A 16893-nucleotide genomic window follows, 5' to 3' on the forward strand; every position below is an offset into this window, starting at 1 on the left:
GTCACAACCGCGCTGCGCTATCCACCGGGTGAAGGGGGCGCGCCTGGTCGCCTTCGCTCCGGCCAATCCTGGTCCCGGAGGTGGTGCACATGGTGGCGACGGCGGACGAGCAGGACCCGAAGGGCAGCGACGATCGGATCGCGCTCGGCGCGACCGGTGAGGAGATCGCCTGGCGGTACCTCGCGGCCCGCGGGTTGCAACTGATCGCACGGAACTGGCGCTGTGCGCCCATCGGCGAGATCGACCTCGTCCTGCGCGATGGCGCCGACCTCGTGATCTGCGAGGTCAAGACCCGGCGCGGCACCGCCTTCGGAGCTCCGATTGAGGCGGTGACGCCGCGCAAGCTCGCCCGACTGCGTCGTCTCGCCGGAGCCTGGTTGCGCGAGCACCCCGGTGGCGGGTGGAGCGGGATCCGACTTGATGTCGTGGGGGTGCTCGCGCATCCGGACGGGACCTACGCGATCGATCACCGTGCGGGGGTTGGGGGATGAGCTTCGGGTGTACCCGGGCGGTCGCGCTGGAGGGCCTCACCGGCGCGCCCGTGGAGGTGGAGTGTCATATCGGCGACGGGCTCCCCGCCTTCACAGTGGGGGGACTTCCCGATACTGCGCTGCGGCAAAGCGCCGAGCGCGTCCGTTCCTCGCTCGTGGTTCTCAAGCAATCGGTCAATCAGCGGCGCGTGATGATCAATCTGTCGCCCGCTGCGATCGCGAAGCACGGCACGTCCTATGACGTTGCGATCGCGATCGCCGTCCTCGCCTGCCTGCGGACGATTCCCCAAGACGCCTGCCGGGGGGTGACCCACCTGGGGGAGCTGGCGCTCGATGGGCGGATCCGCCCGGTCCGCGGCATCTTGCCTGCCGTGATGGCCGCGGCGGCGCACGGATTTCGCCACGTCGTCGTGCCGACTGCGAATGTGGGGGAGGCGCGGCTTGTCGACGGGGTCCGGGTCAGCGCGTACGAGACGCTGCAAGACCTCTTCGATGCGTACACCTCGCTCGCGCGTGGGGCGAGCCTGCCGCAGGCACCGCCCGTCGAGGCCAGTTCGCCCGGACAGCGGCGCTGTGTCGACCTCGCCGATGTCGCCGGCCAGCACGAGGCGCGGGTGGCGCTGGAGGTGGCGGCCGCGGGCGGGCATCACCTGATGATGAGCGGGCCGCCGGGGTCGGGCAAGACCATGCTGGCCGAGCGCCTGGTCACCGTGCTGCCCCGGTTGAGCGATGCCGCGGCCCTGGAGTCGCTCGCGGTCCGCTCCTTGCTCGGCGCCGTAGACACGAAGGAGGGCCTGGACAAGACGCCCCCCTTCGTCGCCCCACACCACACCGCCACGATGGCAGCGCTCGTCGGTGGTGGATCGGGGCAGGTCCTGCCGGGCTCGATCTCGCAGGCTCACCGTGGGGTCCTTTTCTTGGATGAGGCTCCCGAGTTCGCGACCTCGGTCCTGCAGTCGCTGCGCCAACCCCTGGAGTCCGGGCGCGTGGTGATCGCCCGGGCTCGGCGCAGCGTGACCTACCCGGCGCGGTTTCAGCTCGTCCTGGCGGCCAATCCCTGCCCCTGTGGGATGGGCTTCGGTAAGGGCCTCGCCTGCCGCTGCCGCGCGACCGAACGGATGGCCTACGGCGCCCGGCTCCACGGCCCCCTTCTCGACCGGGTCGATATCCGCATCGAGGTCCCACCGCTCACGAGATCGGGCCTCACCGGGGAGGTGGGAGAGAGCAGCGCCGAGGTGGCCGATCGCGTCGCCCAAGCCCGGGCGGTGCAAGCCGAGCGCTGGGGCCCCTCCGGTTGGCAGTTGAACAGCCAGGTCCCGGGGTCGGTGCTGCGGCGAAGTCCGTGGAGACTGCCGCCCGAGGAGACCGCCGATCTGGACCGGGCGCTCGATCGGGGGCGGATCACCCTGCGCGGTTACGACCGAACCCTGCGGACGGCATGGACGGTGGCCGACCTTCGCGGCAAGACGACTCCGGGACGAGCCGAGCTCGCGCTCGGCCTGATGTATCGCGCGGCCGAAGGCGTGCAGCGATGACGGCCTCGACGGGTTCGGTGAGCGCGGCGGTGATGGCCCGAGCGCGAGACATGGTCAAAGCCGACGAGCGGCGGGCCCGAATCGCCTGGTCACGGGTGGCCGAACCGGCGAGCCCAGCGGTGCAATCCGCCGTGAGCAGCCATGGCTATGTCGGGGCATGGCACCGGTTGATCGACGGCCGACTGACGGCCGTCCGCGGGCCGCGTGAGCGGATCGGCCTGGTCGACGTCGATCGGGATATCGCGAACACGATGCGGGTCGGCGCGCGGATCATCATCCCCGGCGACGCCGAGTGGCCCGCCCAAATCGGCCGTCTCCCGGAGCCGCCGCACGCCCTGTGGGTCCGCGGCGAGCAGCGCCTCGATGAGGTGAGCGCACGCAGCGTCGCACTGGTCGGCTCGCGGGCCAGCACCGGCTACGGGGAATCGGTGGCCCAAGAGATTGCCGCCGATCTGACATCCCGTGGGTGGACCGTCGTTTCGGGAGCGGCCTACGGGATCGACGCGGCCGCGCACCGAGGAGCGCTGGCGGTCGATGGAGCGACCATCGCGGTCCTGCCCTGCGGCATCGACCGGTGTTACCCGATGGCACACCGGGAGTTAGTGGGTGCGGTGGCTCGCTCGGGAGGGATCGTCTCGGAGTTACCCCCGGGGTCGGTCGCGATGCGGCAACGGTTCCTCAGCCGCAATCGCCTGATCGCCGCCTTCACGGCGGCGACGATCGTGGTCGAAGCGGCGCGGCGTTCGGGTGCGCTCAACACGGCCGGTCATGCCGAGCGGATCGGTGCCCCCGTCGGAGCGGTCTCGGGCCCGGTCACGTCGATGGCCTCATCCGGTTGCCATCAGTGGATCCGTGAGCAACGCGCTGTGCTGGTCACCGATGCTGTCGAGGTCATCGACCTCGCTGGGGACATCGGAGCGGACGCGGCCGGGACCGATGATCTGGACCGTCGTCTCGCGGTCGACCACCTGAGTGTGGCGGCGCGGGCGGTCCACGATGCGTTGCTGGTGCGTCGCGGCACGACGGTCGCGGCCGTGGCAGTCACGACGGCGCTCGCGCCCGATGAGGTCCTCGCCGAGCTCGTCTCCCTTGAGTTGGAGGGATGGGCCGCACGTGAGCCCGACGGGACGTGGCGTCGGCTGATGCGCCGCTGAGCCTCCCGTACCGGAAAGCGCCCGCTGGCGCGGCTATTTCCGCGGCCGATGGCGTTTTCCGCGTCGCAGCCGAGGCGGGGTGATGGCTCGGAGCGCCTTCCGGGCCCGCGGACCTCACCGACCTAGGCTGGTTCGGGTGAGTGATCGTCCCGCCCTTCCCGAGAGCACCGAGCGGGTGCTGGGCGACTACCGGACCCACCTCGCCGTCGAAAGAGATCGCTCCGAGCACACGGTGCGGGCGTACATCCGGGACGCCCGCACCTGCCTGGAATGGTGCGCCTCCGAGCAGGGCGCCGCGCTCACCGACATCACGCTCGCCGACCTTCGGGCCTGGCTCGGGTCACTGGCTGCGGCCGGCGCCGCTCGCGCGAGCCTCGCGAGGCGCGCCGCCTCGGTGCGCGGGTTCTTTGGCTGGGCGGCCCGGACGGGAGTGATCGCCACCGACCCGTCGGCCCGACTCGCTGCCCCCAAGCGCGGCTCGCGTTTGCCAGAGGTGCTCTCCCAAGGCGGCGCCGCCGACCTTCTGGACGTCGCCGCGGTTGCCGCCGACGATGACGATCCGATCCATCAACGAAACCGTGCGATCCTCGAACTCCTCTACGCGACCGGTATCCGGGTTGGCGAGCTCTGCGCGCTGGACCGTGACGACCTCGATCTCGACCGCCGGGTCGTCAAGGTGATGGGCAAGGGGCGTAAGGAGCGCGTGGTCCCCTTCGGTGAACCGGCCGCCGAGGCGCTCGTCGAGTGGCTCGACCACGGACGTCCGCGGGTTGCATCCGCGGACTCCGGGCCGGCCCTCTTCCTCGGCCGAAGGGGGCGCAGGGTTGACCCCCGTCAGGTCCGCGCGGTCGTCCATGAGTTGCTCCGGCACGTCCCCGATGCCCCCGATGTCGGCCCGCACGGACTACGCCACAGTGCGGCCACCCATCTCCTCGAAGGGGGAGCCGACCTGCGAATGGTCCAGGAACTCCTCGGCCACTCCTCACTCGCCACGACCCAGATCTATACGCACGTCTCTGTCGAACGGCTCCGCCGCTCGTACGCGCAGGCACACCCCCGGGCTTAGGCCGCGGCGGTGCTCGGTTAGCGGCCGGAGCGAACTACCAAAGACGTCATCGCGTGACCGGGAGCAGGATCACCCGCCATCCGAAGAAGGGCAGCGGGTCCAGATACTCGTTGCCGCGCTTGGCGCCGAGATGCAGACACGCCGAGGGTTGGCAATGCCCCTTCTCGTCGGAGAGGCGTCCGATGACCTGGCCGGGCCGGACGCGCTCGCCCACGGCGACGCTGACGTCGAGGGGCTCGTAGGTGGAGCGAATCCCGGTCGCATGCCGCACGCTCACGGTGCCTCGTCCAGCGATCACGCCCGCGTGACTCACCGTGCCGTCGGCGACGGCGCGGACCGGGGCTCCCACGTGGGCGCCGAGATCGAGGCCGCGATGACCGGCACCCCACACCGATGCCGGTGCCTCGAACCGGCGGACCAGCGGCGGTCGGGGGGTGAGGGGCCACGCCCACCGTCCGCGCGGTGTCGTTTCGCCCCCGCCGGTGGGGGCAACGAAGGCCGAGTCGACGTCGCCCCTGGCGAAGGGAGCAAGCAGCGCGGGCCCCCCTTCGCCCCCGTGGGTGGGGGCAAAGGCATCGCGATCCGTTGCGGCGATCGGCGCAGGGGCGAGCGCGAGGACGAGGGCAAGCCCGGCGCCGGGGAGGACGCTCGTGAGTTCCATCCACGAAGCGTGGCAATAAGGCGGTCGGTGGAACTCATCGCCCCTTCTGCCGGTGCATTTCGCCGATGCGCTCGCAACCGATGGGGATAACTCCCGCACCCGAGGCGAAGGGGGCGAACCTTCTGCAGGCCGGGTGTGGAGGTGGGGTGCGCGGGGTGCTGGGGTGGGCGCGTTTGGCACCCCGGGTGTGGAGGTGGGGTGCGCGGGGTGCGGGGGTCGGCACCTTTTGCAGGCCGGCCGCCGCGGTGGGGTGCGCGGGGTGCTGGGGTGGGCGCGTTTGGCACCCCGGGTGTGGAGGTGGGGTGCGCGGGGTGCGGGGGTCGGCACCTTTTGCAGGCCGGCCGCAGACGGTGGGGTGTGCGGGGTGCGGGGGTCGGCACCTTTTGCAGGCCGGCCGCGGTCTGTGGGGTGCTTGGGGGCTTGGGAGGTGCTAGAGGCGGACGTCGGGGACGCGGGCGAGGCGCTCGAGGCCTGCTCGCAGCACGGCCTCGTCCTTGCAGAACGCCAACCGGATGAGCGAGCGCCCGAGCGTCTGGTCCTCATAGAAGGCCGACACCGGCACCGCGGCCACCCCGATCTGCTCGGGCATCGCGCGGCAGAGGGCGTCGGCGTCATCGACGCCGAGCGGCGCGGTGTCCGCCACGATGAAGTAGGTCCCCTCTGGTGCCTGAACCCCAAAACCCATGGACCGAAGCCCATCGAGCATGAGCCCTCGGCGCGCGTCGAGGGATTCGGTGAGACCTCGATACACCTCGTCACCCAGCCCAAGGCCGTGCGCGATCGCGAACTGGAAGGGGGTGCCGGAGGTGAAGGTCAGGTACTGCTTGACCGTGCGAACCGCCCGGATGAGGTCGGCGGGACCGGTCGCCCAGCCGATCTTCCAGCCCGTCGTCGAAAAGGTCTTGCCCGCCGACGAGATCGTGAGCGTGCGATCAGCGAGCCCGGGCAGGCTGGCGATCGGGATGTGCGTGGCACCGTCGAAGGTGAGGTGCTCGTAAACCTCGTCGCTCACGATCACGGCGTTGTGGCGGCGGGCGATCTCCCCGATCGTGCTGAGCTCACCCGCGGTGAAGACCTTCCCCAGCGGGTTGTGCGGGGAGTTGAGCAAGAAGACCTTGGTCCGTGGTGAGCAGGCGGCTTCGAGGCGTTCGACGTCGAGCTCGAGATCGGGCCAGGTGAGCGGCACCGTGCGCAGCACCCCGCCGGCGAGGGCGACGCAGGCCTGGTAGGAGTCGTAGTAGGGCTCGAAGGCGACGACCTCATCGCCGGGATCAAGCAGGGCGAGAAGCGACGCAGCGATCGCTTCGGTCGCGCCGGTCGTGACGAGGACCTCGCGGTCGGGGTCGACGGAGAGCCCATAGAAGCGCTCTTGGTGATCGGCGATCGCCTGGCGCAGGACCGGCACCCCGGGGCCCGGCGCGTACTGGTTATGCCCATCGGCGATCGCCTGTTGCGCGGCGGCGAGGATCTCGGCGGGACCATCTTCGTCGGGGAAACCCTGCCCGAGGTTCACCGCGTCATGGGTGATCGCGAGCGCGGTCATGGTCGAGAAGATCGTCTCGCCGAAGGGGGTCATGCGGGCCACGAGCGGAGAGTCCATCCCGCCACTGTAGGCAGGTGCGTCACGATGGGGGGATGACGACGGCCGTGCGGATCGCCCTTCGCCGCGAGTTAGCCGCCCACGCCGACCCGCAGCGGGCTGAGGGAGCGCAGCGCTACATGAAGTCGGCGATGCCCTTCCTCGGCGTGCGCGTCCCGACGGTGCGCGCCATCGTCGCGGCGGTGCTCGCCGAGCCCACCCTTCGTCCGACCAGCCGCGAGGAGTGGCAGCAGGACATTCGCGAGCTGTGGGACGGCGCGCAGTACCGGGAGGAGCGCTATGCCGCGCTGGCCGTCCTGCGCCACCGGTTCGCGGCCCCGTGGCGCACGAGCGAGGCGATGCCGCTCGTCGAAGACCTCATCGTGACCGGTGCCTGGTGGGATCTGGTTGACGAGATCAGCCATGTGGTCGGAGCGATCCTGCTGACCGACCCGGAGGGTGAAGGGGGACGCCTTCGCACCTGGGCGCGCGGCGAAAGCCGTCACGGGGATGACCTGTGGCTCCGGCGGAGCGCGATCATCGCCCAGCTGGGCGCCAAGGAACGCACCGATCGTGACCTCCTCGCCGAGGTCATCGAGATCAACCTCGCCCGCCGCGAGTTCTTCATCACCAAGGCGATCGGGTGGGCGCTGCGGCAGTATGCGCGCACGGACCCGCAATGGGTGGTGGCCTTCGTCGAGCACCACGACCTGGCCCCGCTGAGCCGCCGCGAAGCCCTCAAACATCTCGACACCAAGGACGAGCCATGAACCCAGACGAGTACAGCGCCTTAACCGCGACCCAGATCGCGAAGGGAGTCCGCGAGGGCCGCTGGAGCGCTCGCGAGATGGTCGAGGCTGCCCTCGCCCGGATCGCCGCGCTCGATCCCACGATCGGCGCGATGACCACCGTGCGCTCCGGCGAAGCCCTCTCCGAGGCCGCTGCGGTCGATCACGATGACCGGGCCCGCTCCGGTGCGCTCGCTGGGGTCCCGATCGTGGTCAAGGAGGAGTTCGACGTCGCGGGCTGCGTCACGACGCTCGGAGGCCGGGGCAACTCGACGCCCCGGGGCGCCGACAGCGAGGTCATCCGACGCATGCGCGCGGCGGGCGCGGTCATCGTCGGGAAGACGGCGATGCCCGAGTTCGGCCAGGTCCCGCTCACCGAAACCCGCGATGGGGTGATCACCCGCAACCCCTTCGATCACGCGCGGACCATCGGCGGTTCCTCGGGAGGCTCCGCCGCGGCGGTCGCCTCGGGGATGGTCCCGATCGCGCTGGGGGCCGACGGCGGCGGATCGATCCGGATCCCCGCCGCGTGCGCCGGTCTCGTGGGCTTCAAACCGCAGCGCGGACTCGTGACGCTCGCGCCGCACTCCGAGCACTGGTTCGGCCTGGTCGTCGCGGGTGGGATGAGCCGCACGGTCGCCGACTCCGCGGTCCTCTACGACGTGATCAGCGGGTCGATGCCGACCGACCGGTGGCAAGCGGCGGCTCCGGTCACCCCCTTCGCGGCCGAGGCGGCCAAGGACCCAGCCCCGCTACGGATCGCCTGGACGACCCGCTCCATCACCCCTGGGCTGCGGACCGATCCGGTCGTGCAGGAGGCGACGAAGGGGGTCGTCGACACCCTCGCCGGCGCCGGTCACCGAGTGGCCAAAACCGACGCCCGCTGGCCGACTCCGACCGATTCCTTCCTGATCCAATTCTTCGCGGGGATGGCAACCGAGGCAGCCACCGTCGAGCACTATGCGCGTCTGCAGCGCCAGACCCGGATCTCGGCACGGATCGGCCGGCCCATCCCAGGCCGCGCCGTGAAGTGGGCCGAGCGCCGCGGCGAACGGATCGCGACCGCCGTCGAGGAGCGTTTCTTCGCCCACGCTGACGTGGTGGTCTTGCCGACTCTGACGACGCCGGCGCCGCCAGCGGGCCAACTCACCGGGGCGGGCTACCTCCGCTCCCAGTGGCACACGCTGCCGGTCGTCGCCAATACCGCGCTGTTCAACGTCACCGGTCATGCCGTCATGCAGGTCCCCGCCGGGACTGATGACCGCGGCGTCCCACTCGGGGTGCAGCTAGTGGCGCGGAAGGGGGACGAAGGGATCCTCTTCGCCCTCGCCGCTCAGCTCGAGCGCGCCCGGCCCTTCCCGAAATCCCCGATCCTCACCTAACCGACGGGGGCAGCGCCGCCCGCCTCGATTCGGCGGTTGCGTCGCATCGGGCATACACTGGCCGGACGACCGGTTTCGCCGGTCGAATTCGCGTGTCTTCTCGCCGGGTGACGAGGTTTCCTTCGATCCCGGGGCGCACCACAGCAGTCCCGATCGCTCGGGTGGGGTGCCGCCAGGACACCAGGACCTAACTGACAACCCTAGATATAAGGAGACATCGGCATGGCCGTCGTCACCATGCGCCAGCTCCTCGAGAGCGGCGTCCACTTCGGGCATCAGACCCGTCGCTGGAACCCCAAGATGAAGCGCTTCATCATGACCGAGCGCAATGGCATCTACATCATCGACCTGCAGCAGTCGCTGACCTACATCAACGACGCCTACGAGTTCGTCAAGCAGACCGTGGCCCACGGCGGCACGATCCTGTTTGTCGGCACCAAGAAGCAGGCCCAGGAGCCCGTCGCCGAGCAGGCGACCCGGGTTGGGATGCCCTACGTCAACCACCGCTGGCTCGGTGGCATGCTCACGAACTTCCAGACGATCTCCAAGCGGCTCACCCGCCTGAAGGAGCTCGAGGAGATCGACTTCGACACCGTGGCCGGCTCCGGCTACACCAAGAAGGAACTGCTCATCCTGCGCCGCGAGAAGGACAAGCTCGAAAAGGCGCTCGGCGGTATCCGCAACATGAGCAAGGTGCCGTCGGCGGTCTGGATCGTCGACACCAAGAAGGAGCACCTCGCCGTTGACGAGGCGCGCAAGCTTGGCCTGCCGGTCATCGCGATCCTCGACACCAACTGCGACCCGGACGAGGTCGACTACAAGATCCCGGGTAACGACGACGCGATCCGCTCGGTCACCCTGCTGACCCGCGTGGTGGCCGACGCTGTCGCCGATGGTCTGCTGGCCCGCTCCGGTGGCGGCGCGAGCGCCGACGCCGAGGGCGCCGAGGCCGAGCCGATGGCCGAGTGGGAGCGCGAGCTCCTCGCCGGTGAGCAGGCCGCTGCCGAGCAGGCCGCCGCCGACACCGACACCGAGACCGGCCCCACGTCGGTCGAAGAGGCGGCGCGTGAGACCGCTGCGGTCGACACCGCGGGTATGCCGGCCGACGAGGCCGAGGCCGTCGCGGACGTGACCGCCGACGAGGCGCACAAGATCGCCGGCGCCTGATCACCCCTACGAAACAGAGCTGAGGGAAGACACATCTATGGCGAACTACACCGCCGCTGACATCAAGGCCCTGCGCGCCAGCACCGGCGCGGGCATGCTCGACGTCAAGAAGGCCCTCGACGAGGCCGATGGTGACCGCGAGAAGGCCACCGAGATCCTTCGGGTCAAGGGCCTGAAGGGCGTGACCAAGCGCGAGGGCCGCGCGACCTCCAATGGTCTCGTGGCTGCCGAGTCCGGCAATGGCGTCGGCACCCTGGTCGAGGTCCTCTGCGAGACTGACTTCGTCGCGAAGGGGGAGAAGTTCGGCGAGCTCGCCGACACCGTCCTCGCCGCGGCCGTCGCCTCCGGTGCGACCAATGCCGAGGAGCTGCTCGCGGCCACCACCGCAAACGGCGAGACCGTCCAGACCGTCTTGGACGAGGCCAACGCCACCATCGGCGAGAAGATCGAGGTCAAGCGGGTTGCCCGCGTCGAGGCCCCGCTCGTCACGGTCTACCTGCACAAGACCAGCCCGGACCTGCCCCCGCAGGTCGGTGTCCTGCTAGGCACCGAGGGCGGCGACGAGACCGTGGCCAAGGACGTCGCGGTGCACATCGCGGCGATGGCCCCGTCGGTCCTCACCCGCGAGGACATCCCGGCCGAGACCGTCGAGAACGAGCGTCGGATCGCCGAGGAGACGGCCAAGGAGGAGGGCAAGCCCGAGGCTGCCCTTCCGAAGATCGTCGAGGGTCGGGTCAACGGCTACTTCAAGGAGAACGTCCTGCTCGAGCAGCCGTTCGCCAAGGACGCCAAGAAGAGCATCCAGAAGGTGCTCGACGAGGCCGGCGCGAAGGCGACCGCCTTCGCCCGCTTCCGCGTCGGCGCCTGACCGACACGCGGTCGCCCACTTTTATCGGGCTACGCCGCGAAGGGGGTCACTCACCAGATCTGGTGAGTGACCCCCTTCGTCATGCCGAGCCTTTGGGGGAGGTCCAGGGCGAAAACAGGCGGGTGACGAAGGGCAAGAAGATATAGGTCATCCACGGGATCGCGATCATCGTGTTGAGCAACACCCGTCCCCATCCCGGCCAGCTGCTGGTGATCGGCATGAGCGCATAGGTGAGCGCGAGGCTGGTGGGGAAGAACGCGCANAAGATATAGGTCATCCACGGGATCGCGATCATCGTGTTGAGCAACACCCGTCCCCATCCCGGCCAGCTGCTGGTGATCGGCATGAGCGCATAGGTGAGCGCGAGGCTGGTGGGGAAGAACGCGCAGAAGATCACGACCATCTGCTTCCACCGCGGGGGCGCGGCCGGCGCCATCAGGTCGTGCGTGCTGTGCTCCGCGGGCTCGTCAAACCAGCCCTCGATCCCGGTGCGATGCTCGACTCGGGTGTCTTCGACGAGGTCGCGTCCCGAGGCAAGCCAGCGCTGGCGTTCGCGGGAACTCTCCCAGGCGTCGAGGTGCTCGCGGGAGTCGAAGCGATAGAGCATGTGCCAGTCGGGGGAGTCGGCGGCCGGACGGACCCAGCCGGAGCCCAGGAAGCCCTCGAAGCGCTGCGCCATCGTCGTCCCCGCGTCGGCCCAGGCCTGCATGAGGATCTCGTCTTCGGGGCGCACGCGTCGGGTGATCGCGACGGTGACGGCGGCGGGCGGTTTCGGGGCAGGGGGAGGTGTTTCGGGCACGGGTTAGTGTGCACCCAGATCGCGCGCCGAACGAAAATGGGCTGGTCAGGCGAAGTTCACCCCGATGAGCACTCGCGAAGTGGCTGGGGCACCCTTGGCATATGCGAGGATCGTTCGCGGCCCGCCCGCGATCACCTCGCGCGGACCGACCACGCCCGTCCCGCCAGCCAAGGAGAACCCACGTGAGCGACCAAGCGACCAACCCTGGCTATCGGCGGGTTCTGCTCAAGCTATCCGGCGAGGTCTTCGGTGGTGGCAAGGTGGGCGTCGCGCCCGAGGTCGTGCGGGGGATCGCCGAGCAGATCGCGGCCGCCGTGCGCGAAGGCGTCCAGGTCGCCATCGTGATCGGCGGCGGGAACTTCTTCCGCGGCGCCCAGCTCCAGGAGCAGGGCATGGATCGCACCCGCGCCGACTACATGGGGATGCTCGGCACCGTGATGAACTGCCTCGCTCTGCAGGACTTCCTGGAGAAGGCGGGGATCGACACCCGGGTCCAGACCGCGATCACCATGGGCCAGGTCGCCGAGGCGTACATCCCGCGCCGAGCGATCCGCCACCTCGAAAAGGGCCGGGTCGTGATCTTCGGTGCGGGCGCCGGGATGCCCTTCTTCTCGACCGACACGGTGAGCGCTCAGCGCGCCCTGGAGATCAAGTGCGACGCCGTGCTCATGTCCAAGAGCGGCGTCGATGGGGTCTACGACAGCGACCCGCGCACCAACCCGCAGGCGCGCAAGCTCGAGACGGTCACCTACGAAGAGGCGCTGGCGCAGGACCTCAAGGTCGTCGACGCCGCGGCCTTCGCCCTCGGCCGCGAAAACGACCTCCCGATGCTCGTCTTCGGCATGGAGGGCGAGGGCAACATCACCCGCGCCCTGCTCGGCGAGCGGCTCGGAACCCTCGTCACCCCCTGATCGCGGCCCATCTGCGAGACTAGGGCGAGCGTCCACCACCCCCTTTCACCCCGAGCGGCCCATGGACGGCCGGCGAAGGAGCATAAGACGATGATCGAAGAGGCCCTGCTCGAGGCCGAGGAGAAGATGGAAAAGGCGATCGAGGTCGCCAAAGACCACTTCGCCGGCATCCGCACCGGTCGCGTCAACCCGGGTCTGTTCAGCAAGGTGACGGTGGACTACTACGGCGCCCCGACGCCGCTGCAGCAGCTCGCCTCCTTCCAGACCCCCGAGGCGCGGGTCATGATCATCTCCCCCTTCGACAAGGGGTCGATGAGCGCGATCGAGAAGGCGCTGCGCGACTCCGACCTCGGCGCGAACCCGAGCAATGACGGCAATGTCATCCGCATCGTCATGCCGGAGCTCACCGCCGAGCGCCGCAAGGAGTACATCAAGCTGGCGCACTCCCAGGGCGAAGAGGCGAAGGTTTCGATCCGGCACGTGCGCCGACACGCCAAGGACGCGATCGACAAACTGGTCAAGGACGGCGAGGTCGGCGAGGACGACGGGATGCGCGGGGAGAAGGAACTCGACAGCCTCACCAAGCAGTACGTCGACAAGGTCGACGACCTGCTAAAGCGCAAGGAAGCCGAACTCTCCGAGGTCTGATGAACGACCAGAGCGCCGCCCCCTCGCGCGGCGAACCGCTCGCAACGACCGACGGGGAGACGAGCGAGATGGCCGTGGCGAGGCGCGAAGAACCGAAGACCAGTCGTGCCGGGCGCAACCTGCCGGCGGCCATCGCCGTCGGCGTCGGGCTCGGCGCGATGGTGGCGATCGCCCTGTTCGTAGAGCCCGTCGCCTTCGTCGTGATTGTCGCGGGCGCTCTCGTGATCGCGGTCTGGGAACTCCGCCAGGCGCTCGCTGAGCGCTCCCTGCACGTCCCCTTCGTCCCCGTCGCGGTCGGTGCGGTGAGCATGGTCGTCGCGGCTTATCGCGCCGGGCCGGAAGCCCTCGTCCTCGCGGCGACCTTGACCTGCGTGGCGGTGCTCCTCTGGCGCGCCGCCGACGGGGTATCGGGAGTGGCCGCGCGCGATGTCGCCGCGGGCCTGCTGACCGTGCTCTACCCCTGCTTCCTCGCGGGCTTTGCGATCCTGATGGTCGCCGAACCCGAGGGGCAGTGGCGGATCTTGACCTTCATCCTGCTCGTCGTCGGCTCCGATATCGGCGGATATATCGCCGGTGTCACTCTCGGCAAGCACCCGATGGCGCCCAAACTCTCCCCGAAGAAGTCGTGGGAAGGCATGGCCGGGTCGATCATCATGGCGATGGTGATCGGCGCGATCGTGGTCCCGCTCGCCTTTGCCTCCGGCGTGTGGTGGCACGGCGCGCTGCTCGGTTTGCTCGTCGCCCCCGTCGCCACGATCGGCGACCTCGTCGAATCCAGTATCAAGCGCGACCTTGGCCTCAAAGACATGTCGAACCTGCTGCCCGGGCACGGGGGCCTGATGGACCGGCTCGACAGCCTCGTCCTCGTCGCGCCGGTGGTCTGGGCGGTCCTACGCCTCGTCGCGCCGCACTGACCCCCCTTCGCAGCACACTCAAGGAGAGGCGATAGCGATGACCTCCACCCCGAAGCCCCGCCCCGGACAACTCACCTTCACCGCGCCGCGCCGCGGGAAGCCGCCGCGCCACCTCGCCGACCTCACCCCGACCGAACGCAAGGCCGCGGTGAGCGAGCTCGGTGTCCCCGGATTCCGGGCGAAGCAACTGAGCACCCACTACTTCGAGCACCTCAGCACCGACCCGGAGACGATGACCGACCTGCCGAAGGCCGGCCGCGCGGACCTCGTCGAGACGATGCTCCCGACGCTGCTCACCCCGGTCCGTTCGATCACGGCCGACGCCGGGGCCACGATCAAGTCCGTCTGGCGTCTGCATGACGGAGCGCTCGTCGAGTCGGTCCTGATGCGTTACCCGCGCCGCGCGACGATCTGCATCTCGAGTCAGGCCGGCTGCGGCATGAACTGCCCCTTCTGCGCCACCGGCCAGGAGGGCCTCACCCGTAACCTGTCGACGGCCGAAATCGTCGACCAGGTGGTCGCGGCAAACCGCATGCTCCGCTCGGGCATGGTCGACGCCGCCGCTCCGGGGGTCGAACTCGGCGCTGAGGCCGACGAGGACGATTCGCTCGAAGGGGCAGACGCGCTGCGGCGGGTCAGCAATGTCGTCTTCATGGGGATGGGGGAGGCCCTCGCCAACTACAAGGCCGCGATCGGTGCGATTCGCAGGATGGTCGACCCCAGTCCCGATGGCCTTGGGATGAGCGCCCGGGGGATCACGATGTCCAGCGTCGGGCTGGTCCCAGGGATCGACAAATTGGCCGCCGAAGGCATCCCGGTCACGCTGGCACTGTCGCTCCACGCACCCGATGACGAACTGCGCAACGAACTGGTCCCGATCAACACCCGCTTCTCGGTGGACGAAGCGATCGACTCGGCGCACCGCTACTTCGTCGCGACGGGGCGGCGCGTCAGCATCGAGTACGCCCTGATCCGCGACATCAACGATCAGGCGTGGCGGGCCGACCTCCTCGGGGAGAAGCTCGCGGCGCGCGGTCGCGGGTGGGTGCACATCAACCCGATTCCCCTCAACCCCACCCCGGGGTCGAAGTGGACCGCGTCTCGGCCCGGCGTCGAGCAGCAGTTTGTCGAGCGGTTGCGAGCGCACGGCATCCCGACGACCGTTCGAGACACCCGCGGCTCCGATATCGACGGGGCGTGCGGTCAGCTCGCCGCCTCCACCGCCTGATCGGCGTCAGTTCCCGTCCGTCAGCAGGGCGGGCACATCCCGCACATCGTCGACGAGATGGGTGACGGTGGCGAGGGTTCGGCCATCGGCGAGGGACCGAAGGGCGGGCCACACCGGGACCGTCGTGGTCCAGTGCTCGACGCCGACGAGGATCAGCGGCGGGACGTGCTCGTCATCCGGCGCGTAATAGAGCGGCGTCACCGCCTGGAAGATCTCTTGCACCGTGCCGGCCGCGCCGGGGAGGACGACCAACCCGGCATCGCAGCGGGCGAGGAGCGCATCCTCACGCAGGGCGTTGGAAAAGTACTTGGCGATCCCACCGCAGAAGACATTCGGCGGCTCGTGTCCGTAGAACCAGGTGGGGATGCCGACGCTGCGGATCCCGGTCGACCCGTCACGCAGTCTCCCTTCACGGATCTCGGTGCGCACCTCCATCGCGAGCCGGGCCCAGGCGTCGATCGACGGGCGAAAGGATGGGACCGCAGCCAACTGACGAAGGGCGTCCTCCAGCCGCGCGCTGTCCCCGGTGTACGCGCCGAGATTGGCCGCTTCCATGGCACCGGGGCCACCTCCGGTGAGGACGATGTGCCCAGACTCGGCGATCGCGTGACCGAGGTGGGCCGCCGCGTCGTAGTCCGGCGTCCCTCGCTCCAGCGCGTGGCCACCCATCACGCCAACGACGGGAAGACCATCGAGGAAGTCGGTCAACGCGTCGGTCATGGAGTCGTCGTGGATGGCGCGCAGCAAGGAGACGAAGACGTCGCGGGCGATGCTCGCGTCTTGGCTCCACGCGTAAGCCAGCGCGTCGGGGGTACTGGCATAGCCCTGGGCGGACAGCCCCTGATAGAGGTCGCCCGGCTGGTACAAGCTGCTCCGATAGGGGTTGATCGGCGCGCCGGAGTCACTGGGGAAGACCAAAGCGCCATGCAGGCGCAGATGGCTCGCCAACTCATGGGACACCTGCCCACCGAGGACCACGAGGCCCTCCAGGTCGTCGCGACCAAGGAGGAGGTTCTCGTAGGGCCGAAGGTCCAAGTCCTGGATGCGCACCCCCTGGAGGCTGCGATGCCGGACCAGGGCGGAGCGCAGGTCCGCCGGGGTTGACACCTCACGAAGGCTGGGATGGCGGCGCACTTCGCGGGGTCCACGGTCGTCCACAGGCATGGCGAAAGCCTGGCACAGCGGCCGATTTGGCACCTGCCGATCCGGTGTGCCATAGTTCCTCTCGTTGCACCCGCGAGGGAGGAACGGACACCAAGCGGCGGCCTTTCAGGTCGCACCAAGTAGGCCGGTCCCAAGCACGAGGGTGTAACCGACCTCACACCACTTCCGAGTGGACATGGGGACTTCGGTCCGCTAGAGTAGGTCGTCCGCCTTGAGATCCAAGTGTGGCCCGATCGAATGCCGAGCTTTTTAGAGCAAAGCGGACGATTAGTCGCCCAAGATGAAGTGCGGTAAAGTACGACAAGCCCCGAAAGAAAAGTTAGCCGAAATGGCTGCGGATCTTTAGGGCGTGCGAATTTTGAGAACTCAACAGCGTGTCATGATTATCGATGCCTAGTTTTATCTCGTTGTCATGCTTTGTAGTGTGGTGACGGGTTTATTTCTTTGATTGCTCGATGGACAACAATGTTTTTTAACGTTGGTTGTTTGTTGTGTTGTCAGGTTTTCAATCCCTTTGTGGGTTGTTTTTAAACATCTA

The 16893-nt window shown here is 68.9% G+C and carries 16 protein-coding genes; 12 read left to right on the forward strand and 4 right to left on the reverse strand.

The features are described from left to right. Nucleotides 1–89: 89 nt before the first annotated feature. The 4 genes from AB8K43_RS14560 to AB8K43_RS14575 all read left to right on the forward strand — a co-directional run bounded on the left by AB8K43_RS14560 (nt 90) and on the right by AB8K43_RS14575 (nt 4246). Nucleotides 90–491, forward strand: coding sequence for a YraN family protein (locus AB8K43_RS14560; RefSeq protein WP_370894938.1), 402 nt, complete (start codon nt 90–92; stop codon nt 489–491). Next, complete coding sequence (locus AB8K43_RS14565) at nt 488–2026, forward strand: YifB family Mg chelatase-like AAA ATPase (protein WP_370894939.1); 1539 nt, start codon at nt 488–490, stop codon at nt 2024–2026. Before AB8K43_RS14560 ends, AB8K43_RS14565 begins: the two co-directional genes overlap by 4 nt. After that, a complete protein-coding gene (gene dprA, locus AB8K43_RS14570; protein WP_370894940.1) occupies nt 2023–3180 on the forward strand; it encodes a DNA-processing protein DprA in 1158 nt (385 codons plus the stop codon). The genes AB8K43_RS14565 and dprA overlap by 4 nt, the downstream gene beginning before the upstream one ends. Before the next feature lie 82 nt (nt 3181–3262). Beyond that, nucleotides 3263–4246 carry a tyrosine recombinase XerC gene (locus tag AB8K43_RS14575; RefSeq protein ID WP_370894941.1) on the forward strand — a complete coding sequence of 328 codons (984 nt, stop codon included), beginning with the start codon at nt 3263–3265 and terminating at the stop codon, nt 4244–4246. Nucleotides 4247–4292: 46 nt separating this feature from the next. Here AB8K43_RS14575 and AB8K43_RS14580 read toward each other — a convergent pair whose 3' ends face one another. Further along, nucleotides 4293–4907 (reverse strand): murein hydrolase activator EnvC, encoded by a 615-nt coding sequence (locus AB8K43_RS14580; protein WP_370894942.1) that lies wholly within the window; start codon nt 4905–4907, stop codon nt 4293–4295. Between the two features lie 430 nt (nt 4908–5337). Next, nucleotides 5338–6507, reverse strand: a complete 1170-nt coding sequence (locus AB8K43_RS14585; protein ID WP_370894943.1) for a pyridoxal phosphate-dependent aminotransferase — start codon at nt 6505–6507, stop codon at nt 5338–5340. Nucleotides 6508–6542: 35 nt separating this feature from the next. Between AB8K43_RS14585 and AB8K43_RS14590 the strand changes: the two genes are divergently transcribed. From AB8K43_RS14590 to tsf, 4 genes are all read left to right on the forward strand, one after another. Continuing rightward, nucleotides 6543–7256: a DNA alkylation repair protein gene (locus tag AB8K43_RS14590; protein WP_370894945.1), complete on the forward strand. Its 714-nt coding sequence runs from the start codon at nt 6543–6545 to the stop codon at nt 7254–7256. Then, nucleotides 7253–8656 carry an amidase family protein gene (locus AB8K43_RS14595; protein WP_370894947.1) on the forward strand — a complete coding sequence of 468 codons (1404 nt, stop codon included), beginning with the start codon at nt 7253–7255 and terminating at the stop codon, nt 8654–8656. Before AB8K43_RS14590 ends, AB8K43_RS14595 begins: the two co-directional genes overlap by 4 nt. 222 nt (nt 8657–8878) lie before the next feature. Then, complete coding sequence (gene rpsB / locus AB8K43_RS14600; protein WP_370894948.1) at nt 8879–9823, forward strand: 30S ribosomal protein S2; 945 nt, start codon at nt 8879–8881, stop codon at nt 9821–9823. A gap of 37 nt (nt 9824–9860) precedes the next feature. Then, nucleotides 9861–10691, forward strand: coding sequence for a translation elongation factor Ts (gene tsf, locus AB8K43_RS14605; protein ID WP_370894949.1), 831 nt, complete (start codon nt 9861–9863; stop codon nt 10689–10691). A gap of 79 nt (nt 10692–10770) precedes the next feature. On the opposite strand, the gene AB8K43_RS14610 is transcribed toward tsf, so the two are convergent. Beyond that, nucleotides 10771–11490 (reverse strand): antibiotic biosynthesis monooxygenase, encoded by a 720-nt coding sequence (locus AB8K43_RS14610; protein ID WP_370894950.1) that lies wholly within the window; start codon nt 11488–11490, stop codon nt 10771–10773. A 182-nt stretch (nt 11491–11672) separates the two neighbouring features. Between AB8K43_RS14610 and pyrH the strand changes: the two genes are divergently transcribed. The 4 genes from pyrH (at nt 11673) to rlmN (ending at nt 15191) form a co-directional block, all read left to right on the forward strand. Continuing rightward, nucleotides 11673–12401 (forward strand): UMP kinase, encoded by a 729-nt coding sequence (gene pyrH, locus AB8K43_RS14615; RefSeq protein WP_370894951.1) that lies wholly within the window; start codon nt 11673–11675, stop codon nt 12399–12401. Nucleotides 12402–12491: 90 nt separating this feature from the next. Then, nucleotides 12492–13049: a ribosome recycling factor gene (gene frr / locus AB8K43_RS14620; protein WP_370894952.1), complete on the forward strand. Its 558-nt coding sequence runs from the start codon at nt 12492–12494 to the stop codon at nt 13047–13049. Continuing rightward, entirely contained in the window at nt 13049–13963 is a 915-nt protein-coding gene (locus AB8K43_RS14625) for a phosphatidate cytidylyltransferase (RefSeq protein ID WP_370894953.1), read from the forward strand. The genes frr and AB8K43_RS14625 overlap by 1 nt, the downstream gene beginning before the upstream one ends. A 37-nt stretch (nt 13964–14000) precedes the next feature. After that, nucleotides 14001–15191 (forward strand): 23S rRNA (adenine(2503)-C(2))-methyltransferase RlmN, encoded by a 1191-nt coding sequence (gene rlmN / locus AB8K43_RS14630; RefSeq protein ID WP_370894954.1) that lies wholly within the window; start codon nt 14001–14003, stop codon nt 15189–15191. A gap of 6 nt (nt 15192–15197) precedes the next feature. Here the strand turns inward: rlmN and AB8K43_RS14635 are convergent, their stop codons facing one another. After that, the gene (locus AB8K43_RS14635) at nt 15198–16298 is read right to left on the reverse strand and encodes an LOG family protein (RefSeq protein WP_370894955.1); all 1101 of its coding nucleotides are present in this window, start codon (nt 16296–16298) and stop codon (nt 15198–15200) included. Between the last annotated feature and the right edge of the window lie 595 nt (nt 16299–16893).

This window comes from Janibacter sp. GXQ6167 (assembly GCF_041365945.1).
Lineage (GTDB): Bacteria > Actinomycetota > Actinomycetes > Actinomycetales > Dermatophilaceae > JBGFSK01.